Below are 14112 nucleotides of genomic sequence, written 5' to 3' on the forward strand. Positions count from 1 at the left end.
AATTTTGTTGTGTTTTTTACAGTCTTGAAATTTCGTGCAAAAGTATATATTTCAAACGTTTTCGTAAAACCTTTTTTAATAAAAAACTCCCATTACTTTTTGATTGCAATGGGAGCCTTTATTTTATAAGGGTTTTATATCTGTTTTATTGAAAAACAAACTCTCTTTTTTCTCCATCTCTGTCTATCAAACTGATGGTTAAGTCTTCGTCGTCATACTTGCTGTCGATAATTTCTTTAACCTCCATAACATTTTTGACTTTTTTACCATCAATCTCGCTGATGATTAAACCCTTTAGGTTATACCGCTGCATTCTTGCACTTAGTGCTTTTGAGATGACCACACCATGATCTGTATTAAAACTTTTAAGATAATCTTTTGGGGGATTAGCAACTTCTACACCTACATCCTGTAAAATATACTGTTGGATAACGTATTTGCTTAACCGAACAGGTTTTATAAGTTCGTTATTATCTCTAACAATTTTTACATTAATCACATCATTTGGGCTCTTACTGCTTACATATCCTGTCAGGTCAGCGAATTTTCTAATACGTAATCCATCAATTTCTTTAATTAAATCTCCTTCTTGTAAACCTGCCTTTGCAGCTCCACTATTTTCTTCGATACCTGCGATGATTACTCCTTGAGATTCGGTAATCTTATATTTCTCTTTGTAATCCTCTGTGAATGGAGCTGCATTAATACCGATAATGGCTTTTTGCACATCTCCAAACTCCAAAATATCTTCTACAATTTTTTTTGCATTGTTGGAAGGCACGGCGAAAGCATATCCCACATAGCTTCCCGTTTGTGAGGTAATCGCAGTGTTGATGCCAATCAATTCTCCACGGGTATTGACCAAAGCACCACCGCTATTACCAGGATTGATGGCGGCATCCGTTTGTATGAATGATTGGAAATTTCTGTCCAACTCGTTTAAATCTCTTGATTTTGCACTGATAATTCCTGCGGTAACCGTAGAGGTAAGGTTGAAAGGGTTTCCTACCGCTAATACCCATTCTCCTATTTTTGCGTTGTTTGAATTTCCGAAAGGGATATAGGATAATTTTTCTTGTGGATCGATCTTAATTAATGCGATATCCGATTGTGGAGAAGTCCCTACAACTGTAGCCTTGTATGATTTGTTATTGTTTAGAGTTACTTCCAAATCTGTAGCTCCATCAATCACGTGATTATTGGTTACAATATATCCATCTTCGGTGATGATGACCCCAGATCCTGCACCTTGAATTCGTCTTTCTTCTTCACCGCCGTTTCTGAAAAATTCCATTAAATTTCGCGGAGCTCGTGTAACTCCATATTGTTTAACGTGCACAACAGCATTTACTGTTTTTTCTGCGGCAATGGTAAAATCTGCCCCAACTTCTGCAGCGGCATTTAATTTTGTGTTAGCTACGGTATAAGCCGTGGGGATCGCGCTAGTCTTGGATTCACTTTGAGTGATTACTACTTTGTCTGGTTCTGGTTCTAAAAAGGCTTTGTAAGCACCCAGGGTAAGCACTCCTGCTAGAATTGCCACCGCCAATAAACTCAAAAATCTTTTCATATGCTTAACTTTTTATATTTTACTTTGACTAATTATTACTTGAATAGACTATCAATAACTATTAAAATTACAACTATAGTATACTTTTTTTATGATTTTTAACTCACAATTAACAGCGGTATTATGTCATCATTCTTTGTACCTTTGCCTTTTACAAAAAAAGAATAATGATCCTTACATTTTATAAATATCAAGGTACCGGAAATGATTTTGTAATTATTGATAATCGTGACGGTATAGTGTCCAAAAATAATACCAAATTGTTTGCGAGACTTTGTGACAGGAAATTTGGAATAGGGGCAGATGGTTTAATGTTATTGGAACAACCTCAAAATGATGGAGATGACTTTGTTATGGTGTATTTCAATGCCGATGGAAATGAAAGTTCGATGTGTGGTAATGGAGGTAGATGCCTTGTTGCTTTTGCGGCTTTTTTGGGTATTGTAGAAGATAAAGCAACGTTTACCGCAATTGACGGGAAACACCATGCAGAGATTAAGGATGGTCTTGTTCGTTTGCAAATGCAAGATGTACAAGAGATTGAAAAATACGAATCTCACCTTTTTTTAGACACAGGGTCGCCACATCATGTAACCATGGTAGAGCGGCTGGCAGAGTTTGATGTTCAAAACATGGGTAGATCTATTAGGAATGGAGCACCCTATTTTGAATCTGGTAGTAATGTGAACTTTGTCGAAAAAAAGAATGGTAATTTGTTTGCTGTAAGGACTTATGAAAGAGGTGTAGAGGATGAAACACTTTCTTGCGGTACGGGAGTAACAGCAGTAGCACTTTCGATGCATGCTACTCAACAAGTGGATCAGGAAGAAGTGGATATAGATACTCCTGGGGGAGCGTTGAAGGTGACTTTTAAGCCTACGCCTGAGGGATACAAGGATATTTTTCTGATTGGCCCTGCCGAACAAGTTTTTAAGGGAGAAATTGAATGTTAACATTAAAAGGAGAACATATTTATTTAAGGGCACTTGAGCCTGAAGATCTTGATTTTGTTTATGTTATTGAAAATGATGAACAAATTTGGGAAATGAGTTCTACACAAACCCCGTATTCGCGATTTTTAATCAAACAATATCTCGAAAATGCGCATCAGGATATTTACGAAGTCAAGCAGTTGCGATTAGTGATTTGCACCATAGACGATGCTGCGATAGGACTAATTGATTTATTTGATTATAATCCAACTCATAATAGGGCAGGAGTAGGGATTATTATTGCGGAAAAGGTGAATAGAGGGAAAGGATATGGAGCGGAGGCGTTACAATTAATCATACAATACGGGTTTACCCATCTTAGATTACATCAGTTATACGCCAATATTTCTGAGGATAATTTAACCAGTATTAAGTTATTCGAGAGTCGAGGTTTTCGAAAAATTGGAGTAAAAAAGGATTGGAACCATATCAATAACACTTACAAAGACGAACTTTTATATCAATTGTTATATGTACATTAAAAAAATATTATTGATAATAGCTCTTATGGGATTAATAGGAGGAGGGATTTTTGCTTACAATGTGTATCAGGCGGTTTTTTCTCCAAACACCAACTTTGAGGAAGATTCGGTTATCATACAAATCCCAACAGATGCTACTTATACAGAGTTAATCGAAATCATTTCGCCATCCATCAAGGATATTTACAGTTTTGATAGGATTGCCAGTAGAAAAGGGTATTCAAAAAATATAAAGGCTGGTAGATACATTATTAAAAAAGGACTGAATAATAATGATATTGTAAATATATTGAGAAGTAAAAATACTCCGATTAATGTTACTTTTAATAATCAAGAACGATTAGAGAATCTTGCAGGGCGTATAGCGCAACAAATAGAAGCTGATAGTACTTCCTTAATTACTGCTTTTAAAGAAGAAGCTTTTGTGCAAGAGCATGGTTTCTCCCTAGAGTCTGCATTGTCAATGTACATTCCTAACAAATATGAATTTTTCTGGAATACTTCGGCAAAACAGTTCAGAGATAGGATGCTCAAAGAGTATACCCGTTTTTGGGAGGGGAAGCGTACTGCTAAAGCAAAAAAAATAGGGCTTACACCTACTCAGGTAATTACTGTAGCATCTATAGTACAAAAAGAAACCGCCAAGGTCGATGAACGGCCAAGAGTAGCTGGGGTGTATATGAATCGATACAATAATGGATGGAAACTAGATGCGGACCCAACCGTTATTTATGCGATAAAAAAACATAGGAATGACTGGCAAACAGTGATCAAAAGAGTTTTGTACAAAGATCTTGAACTAGATAGTCCTTATAACACCTATAAGTATGCAGAATTGCCTCCAGGACCTATTACAATGCCAGATATTTCTGCAATCGACGCCGTTCTTAATTACGAGAAGCATGAGTATTACTTTTTTGTAGCTAATGTAGAAAATATGGGATACCATAAATTCGCGAAAAGTATAGAGCAACATAATCGTAATAAAAAGCAGTATATCGATTGGATAAATAAGCAAGGAATTAGACGATAATTTTACTTCGCCAAAAAAAGGTTAAACAAGCTTTTCTACTTCATTTTACGGTTTTAAAAACAAAATTTATTCACAAAAAGTCATTTTTTTTGTGAATAAACTCATGAATTGCGTGATCAATTTTTATCGACGAAGTAACTTTATTTGACGTTTAAGTGTTTGGTTTTAGTGTTTTTGATGCTTTTTTTAAGCTTTTTTTAGATATTTTTAAAGCTAACTATTTGATTTACAACGTTATAATTTATTTAACACTTTGTAATTTGTTTGTAATAAAAAAGCTGTATCTTTGCACGGCAAAAATTTAAGTAGAAGGGGAACACTTTTAGGGTGTCTACTTAGAAATTTTTTATATGATAAAGAAGATAACAGGATTATCTATTTTGCTTACAATTGGGGGTTTATTTCTACTGAGCTTTAGGGCTGAGGAAAAGGTAGATTTAAGTTCATACAGCACTGCAGATTTGGACTTGTTTTATGTAGCTCCAAATTTTAACGAAATAGAAGAAGAGGAGGAAAGTATAGTTGTTTCTCCTAAACTGGGAAAATCTTATATCGGTTTTAAGGAAGCGATCGCTTTTAAAGAATCTAGGGGAGATTACGGTGTAGTGAACCAGTTTGGATACATGGGGAAATATCAATTTGGAAAAGGAACTCTGGCTCTTATTGGGCTTAAAAAGATTAATAGAGAAGAGTTTTTGACAAATCCAGCACTTCAGGAAAAGGCGTTTTACGCTAATCTTTCACGAAACAAATGGGTACTACGTAGAGATATCAAATGGTTTGAAGGAAAAAGGATGAATGGGGTAATGGTCTCTGAATCTGGTATTCTAGCTGCCGCACATTTGGCAGGTCCTAAAGCGGTAAAGCGTTACTTGCGTAGTGGTGGTGTTGAAGGCTTTGCAGATGCATTTGGTACGACTATTCGCTATTATATGAAGCGCTTTGAAGGTTATGATACTTCGTTTGTAGAAATGAATCGGTATGCAAAGGTAGAAAGAGAGCTGCTTTAGTGGTCTCTTTGTATGATATAGATAGCAGGTCTTTTGTGTAAATCAACTTCTTCTGGGTTCCATTCTTCAACACGTTTGGTGGCTATATATTCTGTAGTCAGTGTAATATCACAAGCGACACATAATCGGGTGTTTGGGTGAAGTATGGCTTTAAGATCGGCTAGCATTTTATCATTTCGGTATGGGGTTTCAATAAAAATCTGCGCCTGATTTTTTTCTAATGATATTCTTTCCAGCTGCTTGATGGTTGATTTGCGTTCTGCTTTGTCAATAGGTAAATAACCGTTAAACGTAAAGCTTTGTCCATTCATACCGCTACTCATCATCGCCAGTAATATCGATGATGGACCTACAAGAGGAGTGACCTGGATTCCCTTTTCGTGAGCAATCTTAACAACTTCGGCTCCAGGATCTGCGATTCCTGGACACCCGGCATCAGACATTAGTCCGATAGATTCGCCATTTAAACAAGGAGTTAAATAACTTGGGATTTCAGCAGTATCTGTGTATTTATTTACGGTATGAATTACTAATGAGCGCTGAGATTTACTAGGGCTTACTTTTTTAATAAATCGTCGGGCAGGTTTCTCGTTCTCTACAATGTAGTGATTGATTTGTTCCAAAACCTTTTTTATAGAGATGGGTAATACTTCTAAAGGGACATCGTCTCCTAATCGAGTAGGAATCAAATATAATTTTCCTTTGGGATCTAGGGGTTTAAGCTCCATAGGGTTGTTAGTGGATTGTTTTAGGTTTATTGATTTGTGTTACTATTGGCAGGGTGTTGGTTGTATTACATCCTTATTTATAGCTAAATATACAAAAACTTTAGGTCTGGAAAAGTTAAGTTGTGCTTTCTAGCTTTGAAGCGATAGTGTTGCAAGCTTGGTCTAGCATTTCAAAAACTTCTTCAAATCCTCTTTCGCCTCCATAGTAAGGGTCAGGAACATCTAGGGTCTCGTTGAGCTGTAATTCGTCCAAAATTAGTTTTACCTTCGATTGGTCCTCGGTATTACGAGCTAACTTTATAATGTTTTGGTAATTGGAACGATCCATTGCATAGATAGTGTGGTATTGGTCAAAATGACCGGTACTAAATTGAGCGGCTCTTTGATCAGTAATGTCTATATGGTGTTCTTTTGCAACTTTAATGGATCTGGTATCAGGTTTGCTTCCGATATGATAACTGCTTGTTCCGCAAGAGTCTACCTGATATTTTTCTGGGTCTAGTTTGGATTTTAATATACCTTCAGCCAAGGGAGATCTACAGATATTGCCAAGGCATACCATCAAAATCTTAGTTTTCATACTGCTAAAGGTTATGTTATAATGTAAGTTTCTTGCCTAGATCTTCTACGTACTTTCTAAATTGTTTGTCGGTAGAGGATAAGTTGTCTACTGTTTTACAAGCGTGAAGTACTGTGGCGTGATCTCTCTTTCCTATTTGTGTTCCAATACTCGCCAAAGAAGCTTTGGTTAGTTTTTTTGCAAAAAACATAGCTAATTGTCTAGCTTGAACAATATGTCTTTTTCTTGTTTTGGATTGTAGGGTTTCTACATCCATTTGGAAATAATCACTTACAACTTTTTGTATGTAATCTATAGAGACTTCGCGTTTTGTATTTTTTACATAATTGTCTACAATCGCTTTGGCCAGATCAATGGTAATATCCTTTTTGTTGAAGGAAGAGTGTGCAATCAAGGAAATTATAGCACCTTCCAACTCTCTGATGTTGGTTTTGATATTGTTGGCCAGGAATTCAACAATCTCTTCTGGCATTTCTACACCATCTCGATACAGTTTGTTCTTGATAATAGAAACTCTTGTTTCGAAATCTGGTTGGTGTAACTCTGCAGATAATCCCCACTTGAAACGAGAAAGTAGTCGCTGCTCGATATCTTGCATATCTACAGGAGCTTTATCACTAGTAAGGATTACTTGCTTGCCGTTTTGGTGTAAATGGTTGAATATATGGAAGAACACATCTTGAGTTCCTGCCTTACCCGATAATAATTGAATATCGTCAACAATAAGAACATCTATAATTTGATAGAAATGAATAAAGTCGTTTCTATTGTTCTTTTTTACAGACTCTATATATTGTTGTGTAAACTTTTCCGCTGAAATGTATAAAACCGTTTTTTCAGGATAGTTGTCTTTAATATTTACACCTATAGCATGAGCTAAGTGTGTTTTTCCTAGTCCTACCCCTCCAAAAATTAATAGTGGGTTAAAAGATGTTCCTCCGGGCTTGTTGGCTACAGCCATACCAGCTGATCGTGCTAATCTGTTGGAATCCCCTTCAAGGAAATTATCAAAATTATAGCTCGGATTAAGTTGCGACTCAATTTTTACGTTTCTAATCCCAGGAATTACAAAAGGATTTTTTAATTCTGGATTTTTACTTTTAATAGGAACGTCTACTTCTTGAGTGTTAACCGGAGTGCGATTTGCACTAGGAATCTTTTCGGTAAACGGTTTTTTGTTGCCGTAAGTGTTTTCCATTTTAATTACATAAACCAATTTTGCACTTTCGCCCAGTTCACGAGTTAAAGACACCTTCAAAAGGTTAACATAATGTTCTTCTAACCATTCATAGAAAAATTTACTAGGTACCTGAATACTCAAAGCACTATCTGTAAGTTTTACAGCTTTAATTGGTTCGAACCAAGTTTTAAAAGCTTGAGGTGTAATGTTGTCCTCTATAAAAGACAGACAGTTATCCCAAACAGATTGCGCAGTTACATTCATTCGAGTGGCCGGATTTACTATTTTTATTAGGTTATGTAAAAGAAATTGTTGAAAAACTCCTTACTATTTTTGCATGACAAATATGTGAACAAAAAATGTAAAAAAAAAACGATTTAGGGGTTGAATTTTAATTATTTTTTTCGCATAATTTGATAGTGTTTCTATTAAAAATGTTAATAATCATTTCAAAAGATATATGCTAATCACTTCAGAAACAGGACTCAGAGTACGTTATTCCGAAACAGACCAAATGGGGATTGTCCATCATGGAAATTATGCACAGTACCTAGAGCTGGCACGAATTGACTGGCTATCCCGATTAGGGATTTCTTATAAGTCTATGGAAGAAAATGGTATAATGCTTCCTGTGTTTACTTTAGACTTTAAATTTAAGAAATCTGCTTTCTTTGACGACGAATTGATTGTTAAAACTCATTTAAGGAAAATTCCTACAGTTAAGATTATTTTCGATTACGAAATATATAATCAACATCAAGAATTGTTAACAACAGCTTCTTCTATATTAGTATTTGTTGATGCTGCAACTAGAAAACCGATCCCTTGCCCTTCTTTTTTATTAGAAAAAATAAAAGCGGTTAGTTATCCAGCTTCCTAATTTCTATTTCATACAACGGGGAAAAAACCTCATTTATTTTATGGGTTATTTTTTTTCTTACCGAAATGTAAATTTTACAACTTAATTCTAACTCTTGCTTGGTTATTTTTAGGTTGTGTTCCTTGATTATGCGCATTACTTTGTTCATGTCTTTATACTCAAAGTTGATGACATAATCAATGTTAATCGTTTTTTCGACAATAACTGAATTTTGTAGCGCTAACTGTGCGCTGGTTTTATAGGCGTTTATCAGTCCGCCAACCCCAAGTTTTGTTCCACCAAAATATCGAACGACCACCACAAGAACATTAGTTACGTCAAATGATTGGATTTGTCCGTAAATCGGCTGCCCGGCAGAGTTCGATGGTTCTCCGTCATCATTGACCCGATGTTTTGTTCTTTCGGTGCCTATTTGCCATGCATAGCACCAATGTCTTGCGCTGTGATGTTGTTTTTTAAGACCATCAAGTAGATGTTTGGCTTCCTCTTCTGATGCGATAGGGAAAGCGTATCCGAAAAACTTACTGTTTCTGTCCTTGAAAAGAGTTTCATCTCCTGGTTTTTCAAGCGTATTATATGTGTCTTTGGTGTCCAATTTACACTATTGAAAGAGCTACTAATATAATACTAATTACCGCCAGGATGATTCCGATCCAATTTTTGGGGAGTAATTTTTCTTTGAAAAAGAAGATTCCTGCTAATGTTGAAACTAATAGGATAGAAACATTATTGATAGTGAACACCGTAGAGCTATCCATTACATCATGTCGTAGGGCTTTTATTAAAAAATAAATAGAAAAATAGTTAGGAACACCTAGTCCAATTCCTGCAATGATATTTTTGACAGAGATTTGTAAGGGTTGTGTAAACGATTTATAGAGTAGTGTGAGTATGCCTATAGAAGCTGCAAATCCAAAAATAGTAGCCGAAAAGATAGAAACATCGTTTTTTGCAACATAATTGGTTTCCATATATTTTAGACTCGTATCTATAATTCCACTACCTATAAATACAAGCAATGGGAAGATAAGATTTCTTTTGGTAAGAGAGGATCCTTCTTCGTTTTTCATCGAAGTCAAATACACCGCAATAAGTGCAATGACAATTCCAATAATTTTGACTACTCCAGTACTTTCTTTATATATAATGATTCCAAAAATGATCGGTATGGCCAAGCTCATTTTTGTAGCCACTGCAGCTACAGAAAGTCCATTTTTTTGAGTGGTTATGGCCATGAGATTAAAAACGGATATAAATACAACTCCCAATATCATCGCTCCATAAAACCAGTCCTGTTTTGTTATATACGTAATGCTAACGGTATTTCCCTGTGCGATAACTCCAGAAATACAGGCAACTACATAATTTACGATTATGGCTTGTAGAGTATTTACATTGTATTTTGCAAAAAGCTTGAAGATTACAAAGATCAAGCTTGAGGATAAAATGCTTAAAATAAGGTATATCAAAATAAATCAGATTTTGAGGTAAATAAATCAATAACATCGTCTGCTTTTGGATTGTTATTCCATATGTGAACACCTAATTTTTGGGCAGCATCCGTGTTTTCTTTGGTATCATCCACAAAAAGTGTTTCAGTGGGTTGGATTTGATGCTCTTGGAGCACAAATTCAAAAATGTCAGAGTTTGGTTTTCTATATTGAATCTCGTGTGATAGATAAAATGAATCAAAACAAGATTTAAACTCTTCATAAAAAGAAATGTGTTGCTTGATCCAGTTGATGTGCAATTCGTTGGTGTTGCTCAAAAGAATTAATTTATAGTCTCCGGTAGCGGCAAGATGTTTTACGAAATCTAGTCGGTATTTAGGGAAATCCAAAAGAATGGCATTCCAGGCTTCAATAAGTTGTTGTTCTGTTGCTTGCGGTAAGAGGTTGTGATAGCTTCGAATAAATTCTTCGGTAGTGATCTTGCCTACTTCGTATTGGTTGTTAAGATCTTGTATCGAATTGTTGAATTGAAAATCGCCTAGTTGTGATAATTCTCTTAAGGTTGCGGGTTTGTCTAAGTTGATGAATACATCTCCAAAGTCAAAAATTATAGTCTTGATCATTTTGGTATATGCTAAGAGTATCTTTTTCTATTTTTTTTGTCAAAGGTAATCTTTTAGTAAAATTCGGAGCTAAGATTCCCTTTTCAAAGGTGAGGTTGCCTTCAAAAACACGAGCTTCATCCCATAGATTTTCATCCATAAAAGACTGAAGCGTTGTGGTTCCTCCTTCAATAATAACGGATTGGATATCGTGTTTGTGTAAAATGGTACATATTTCTTGAGCGATATTTTTTTTGGTACTTACTTCTTCGTAAATCAAAGATTCAGTGCTTTCTTTTAGATGTTGCTTCGATGTGAGGACAATAGTTTTGATCGAATTGTCTGTTACAAAAGAATCTTTAGGTATTTTATTGGATCTGTCGATTACAATTCGAATAGGATTTTGACCATGCCAATCTCTTGCATTTAATTTAGGATTGTCTTTAATAACGGTTTGGTTTCCTACTAATATAGCTTGTTCCTCTGTTCTCCATTGATGAACTAGTTGTCTAGAATAAGGATTAGTGATCCAAACTGGTGTTCTCTGATTCTTGGTATCTGGAGCAATATATCCATTACTGGTTTGGGCCCATTTTAGAATGATGTAAGGACGTTTTTTCTTATGGAATGTAAAAAATCGTTTGTTGAGCTCGTTGCATTCTTTTTCCAATACTCCAACGGTAACATCACAACCTGCATTCATTAGTTTTTTTATACCGGCGCCAGAAACTTTTGCAAAAGGATCTATGGTGCCAATCACTACTTTTTTAATGCCTTTGCTGATGATCAAGTCACTGCAAGGAGGTGTTTTGCCAAAGTGACTACAAGGTTCTAGACTTACATAGATAGTGGAACTTTCTAAGAGAGAGGCATCTTTTACAGAATTAACAGCATTTACTTCGGCATGAGCTTCTCCAGATTTGTAATGCCATCCTTCACCAATAATTTTTCCATTATGAACAATTACGCAACCCACCAAAGGGTTGGGGTAGGTAGTGCCTAATCCATTTTTAGCGAGTTGGGTACAACGTGCTATGTAATTCTCGTGAGTATTCATACTTATTTGGATACTGCAATTTTTTGAGTTTTTTCTATCTCATAGGGGTAAGAAAAATTTCCCAGATGATATCTCAAAACTCCTTTGTATTCTATTTGTAAAGAATCTGTTTGAATTACTTTTAATACACTTCCTAATAAATTTTGTTTGTGTTGTTTGTAAATTTTAGAAAGTGAGAAGGTTCCTTGTAATGGAATAGAAAATTCATCTTTGGCTGGAACTTCAAATTCTCTGGTAGAGATGGTTCCCACTGCTATGTTATCAACAAAAACTTGAACATCTTCTATAGATAAGGTTCCGCCGAGGTAGTTAGGATTGTCAAAAACAGCATCTGCATGTAGTGTTATATCCCGAAGACTTACGTTTTTAACCTCTAAATTATCAATGTGCTTTAATTGTGGTTTTTTGGAGAATGAGCATCCAGAAAACAAGGTGATTATTGTTGATAACAATAGAATTTTCGTCATTGATTCCTGTGCGGATTTGGCGTATATTTCAGTATTCATACTCTGCCCTTTTAGAACAACGCAAAAGTAGTATTAAAAAGTAATGGATGCTATAAAAATTAGAACAATTGAAAAGAAAGATAATGAATTCATCGCCAGTATTATAAGAGAGGTATTGGTAGAAATGGGGGTTCCAAAGGTGGGAACCGCTTATGAAGATGAATCTTTGGATAAAATGTTTGAGACGTATAACCAGCCCAAAAGTGTGTATTATGTGGTAGAGGAAAATGGTGTGATTTTGGGTGGCGGTGGTATTGCGCCCTTAGAAAATACGGATGAAAATATTTGCGAGCTTCAGAAAATGTATTTCTTACCAAGTCTTAGAGGTAAAGGGATCGGAAAAAAAGTAATTCAACAATGTTTGGATTTTGCGAAAGCCTCAAAATACTCAAAATGTTATTTGGAAACCATGCCGTATATGAAAGCGGCACGTGCGCTTTATGAAAAAGTAGGCTTTTCAAATTTGGAACAACCGGTTGGGGATACAGGACATTATAGTTGTCAGGCTTGGATGATAAAGGAACTCTAATGATCATAAAAATATCAATTTGAAGATAAAAGATTTACGTACTCATTTCAAGAATGCGCTGTCAAAAGCATATGATGCCGAAGAAGTGATGTCATTTTTTTATTTGCTTACAGAAAAAAGATTAGGTTTACGTCGTGTAGATATTGCACTACAATTGGAAAGGGAGCTTTCTGAAGATGCACTAGCATTTTTTAAGGAAGCCGAAATCAGGTTATTGGACTTTGAGCCTGTTCAGTATATAATTGGGGATACGGAGTTTTTTGGTCTGTCCTTTTTGGTCAATGAAAATGTACTAATTCCTCGACCTGAAACCGAAGAATTAGTAGATTGGATCCTGAAGGATCATTTAGGCGTAGCCTATGAGTTGAAAATATTGGATATCGGTACTGGGAGTGGCTGCATTGCCATTACCTTGGCAAAAAATCTTCCTAATGCAAAAGTATATGCGATTGATGTTTCTGAAAAAGCGTTAGCCCTTGCCAAGCAAAATGCCGATAAAAATCAGGTGAAAATTGAGTTTATTCAGCTAGATGTTTTGAAAGAAGAGATCGATGAAGCCAACTTTGATATTGTGGTATCGAACCCTCCGTATGTTAGAGAGCTTGAAAAAACAGAAATGAAAACAAATGTGTTGGAGAACGAACCTGCTCTAGCGCTTTTTGTGTCGAATGATGACCCTCTCATTTTTTATAGAAGAATTAGCGTGTTGTCTAAACAATTGTTGACAGAGCACGGGAGGTTGTATTTTGAAATCAATCAGTACTTGGGGGCAGAAACTAAAGAGCTTATAGATAAGTTACAGTTCAATACTGTAACTTTACGTAAAGATATTTATCAAAATGACCGTATGATACGGGCCGATTTAAATTGATTAAAATATGAATGTATTAAATTCGATTTGTGTTTTTTGTGGAAGTAGCGAAGGAAATCACGAAGAGGTTATATCACAAGCTATTCTGCTTGGAGAAAAGTTGGCTGAACAAGAGATCGCTTTGGTATACGGAGCAGCCAAAATAGGTATCATGGGGCATGTGGCCAAAGGAGCATTAGATCATAATGGTAAAGTGATTGGTGTTATCCCAGAATTCTTAAAACTCAAAGAAGTTGTGCATCAGGGGCTGAGTGAATTGATCACAACAGAAAATATGCACCAAAGAAAAATGAAAATGCATGACCTAAGTGATGGGTTTATTACATTACCAGGAGGATTTGGTACCTTAGAAGAGTTGTTCGAAATTATTACCTGGTCACAACTGGGATTACATCAAAAACCGATTGGTCTGCTCAATGTGGGAGGGTTTTATGATCATTTATTAGGGTTGTTAGAGAATATGGTGAGGAGGGGATTCCTGAAAATGGAAAACTTCGAATTGCTATTGGTCGATGACAATATCAATGGTTTGTTGGAAAAAATGAGGGCTTTTAAACCAGCTCAGGTTCCAAAATGGTTAAAACCTAGCAGAACGTAGGAACAATAAAAAATGTAATTAATAATCAAAGTTTGCAATAGTA

Annotated in this window: 17 protein-coding genes; 8 read left to right on the forward strand and 9 right to left on the reverse strand. The window is 35.6% G+C overall.

All coding sequences use genetic code 11. The features are described from left to right. Nucleotides 1–145 precede the first annotated feature (145 nt). Nucleotides 146–1570 carry a S1C family serine protease gene (locus BUE24_RS11825; RefSeq protein WP_073316239.1) on the reverse strand — a complete coding sequence of 475 codons (1425 nt, stop codon included), beginning with the start codon at nt 1568–1570 and terminating at the stop codon, nt 146–148. Between the two features lie 167 nt (nt 1571–1737). Here BUE24_RS11825 and dapF point away from each other — a divergent pair, with 167 nt between their 5' ends. From dapF to BUE24_RS11845, 4 genes are all read left to right on the forward strand, one after another. Then, on the forward strand, nt 1738–2523 hold the full coding sequence (gene dapF / locus BUE24_RS11830; protein WP_073316240.1) for a diaminopimelate epimerase: 786 nt from the start codon (nt 1738–1740) through the stop codon (nt 2521–2523). Further along, on the forward strand, nt 2517–3044 hold the full coding sequence (locus BUE24_RS11835; protein ID WP_073316241.1) for a GNAT family N-acetyltransferase: 528 nt from the start codon (nt 2517–2519) through the stop codon (nt 3042–3044). The genes dapF and BUE24_RS11835 overlap by 7 nt, the downstream gene beginning before the upstream one ends. Continuing rightward, entirely contained in the window at nt 3034–4077 is a 1044-nt protein-coding gene (gene mltG, locus BUE24_RS11840) for an endolytic transglycosylase MltG (RefSeq protein ID WP_073316242.1), read from the forward strand. Before BUE24_RS11835 ends, mltG begins: the two co-directional genes overlap by 11 nt. 350 nt (nt 4078–4427) lie before the next feature. Continuing rightward, nucleotides 4428–5087, forward strand: a complete 660-nt coding sequence (locus tag BUE24_RS11845) for a peptidoglycan-binding protein LysM (protein ID WP_073316243.1) — start codon at nt 4428–4430, stop codon at nt 5085–5087. On the opposite strand, the gene BUE24_RS11850 is transcribed toward BUE24_RS11845, so the two are convergent. The 3 genes from BUE24_RS11850 to dnaA form a co-directional block, all read right to left on the reverse strand. After that, the gene (locus BUE24_RS11850; RefSeq protein WP_073316244.1) at nt 5084–5815 is read right to left on the reverse strand and encodes an SAM-dependent methyltransferase; all 732 of its coding nucleotides are present in this window, start codon (nt 5813–5815) and stop codon (nt 5084–5086) included. The genes BUE24_RS11845 and BUE24_RS11850 overlap by 4 nt on opposite strands. 115 nt (nt 5816–5930) lie before the next feature. Further along, nucleotides 5931–6395, reverse strand: a complete 465-nt coding sequence (locus tag BUE24_RS11855; RefSeq protein WP_073316245.1) for a low molecular weight protein-tyrosine-phosphatase — start codon at nt 6393–6395, stop codon at nt 5931–5933. Nucleotides 6396–6411: 16 nt separating this feature from the next. Next, nucleotides 6412–7839 (reverse strand): chromosomal replication initiator protein DnaA, encoded by a 1428-nt coding sequence (gene dnaA / locus BUE24_RS11860; RefSeq protein WP_073316246.1) that lies wholly within the window; start codon nt 7837–7839, stop codon nt 6412–6414. A gap of 196 nt (nt 7840–8035) precedes the next feature. Between dnaA and BUE24_RS11865 the strand changes: the two genes are divergently transcribed. Further along, nucleotides 8036–8455 (forward strand): acyl-CoA thioesterase, encoded by a 420-nt coding sequence (locus BUE24_RS11865; protein WP_073316247.1) that lies wholly within the window; start codon nt 8036–8038, stop codon nt 8453–8455. Here BUE24_RS11865 and BUE24_RS11870 read toward each other — a convergent pair. Genes BUE24_RS11870 through BUE24_RS11890 form a run of 5 tightly spaced genes read right to left on the reverse strand, consistent with a single transcriptional unit; the run spans nt 8436 to nt 12071 of the window. Beyond that, nucleotides 8436–9050 carry an IMPACT family protein gene (locus BUE24_RS11870; RefSeq protein ID WP_073316248.1) on the reverse strand — a complete coding sequence of 205 codons (615 nt, stop codon included), beginning with the start codon at nt 9048–9050 and terminating at the stop codon, nt 8436–8438. The genes BUE24_RS11865 and BUE24_RS11870 overlap by 20 nt on opposite strands. A 1-nt stretch (nt 9051) precedes the next feature. Further along, a complete protein-coding gene (locus BUE24_RS11875) occupies nt 9052–9924 on the reverse strand; it encodes an EamA family transporter (protein ID WP_073316249.1) in 873 nt (290 codons plus the stop codon). Then, a complete protein-coding gene (locus BUE24_RS11880; protein ID WP_073316250.1) occupies nt 9921–10529 on the reverse strand; it encodes an HAD family hydrolase in 609 nt (202 codons plus the stop codon). The genes BUE24_RS11875 and BUE24_RS11880 overlap by 4 nt, the downstream gene beginning before the upstream one ends. Then, a complete protein-coding gene (gene ribD / locus BUE24_RS11885; protein ID WP_073316251.1) occupies nt 10507–11565 on the reverse strand; it encodes a bifunctional diaminohydroxyphosphoribosylaminopyrimidine deaminase/5-amino-6-(5-phosphoribosylamino)uracil reductase RibD in 1059 nt (352 codons plus the stop codon). The genes BUE24_RS11880 and ribD overlap by 23 nt, the downstream gene beginning before the upstream one ends. A 2-nt stretch (nt 11566–11567) precedes the next feature. Then, nucleotides 11568–12071 carry a hypothetical protein gene (locus BUE24_RS11890; protein ID WP_073316252.1) on the reverse strand — a complete coding sequence of 168 codons (504 nt, stop codon included), beginning with the start codon at nt 12069–12071 and terminating at the stop codon, nt 11568–11570. Between the two features lie 43 nt (nt 12072–12114). On the opposite strand from BUE24_RS11890, the gene BUE24_RS11895 reads away from it, so the two are divergent. Genes BUE24_RS11895 through BUE24_RS11905 form a run of 3 tightly spaced genes read left to right on the forward strand, consistent with a single transcriptional unit; the run spans nt 12115 to nt 14069 of the window. Next, the gene (locus BUE24_RS11895; protein ID WP_073316253.1) at nt 12115–12600 is read left to right on the forward strand and encodes a GNAT family N-acetyltransferase; all 486 of its coding nucleotides are present in this window, start codon (nt 12115–12117) and stop codon (nt 12598–12600) included. Between the two features lie 19 nt (nt 12601–12619). Continuing rightward, entirely contained in the window at nt 12620–13471 is an 852-nt protein-coding gene (prmC, locus tag BUE24_RS11900; RefSeq protein ID WP_073316254.1) for a peptide chain release factor N(5)-glutamine methyltransferase, read from the forward strand. 7 nt (nt 13472–13478) lie between these two features. Next, nucleotides 13479–14069, forward strand: coding sequence for an LOG family protein (locus BUE24_RS11905; RefSeq protein ID WP_073316255.1), 591 nt, complete (start codon nt 13479–13481; stop codon nt 14067–14069). Nucleotides 14070–14112 lie beyond the last annotated feature (43 nt).

Source organism: Aquimarina spongiae, assembly GCF_900141785.1.
GTDB lineage: Bacteria > Bacteroidota > Bacteroidia > Flavobacteriales > Flavobacteriaceae > Aquimarina > Aquimarina spongiae.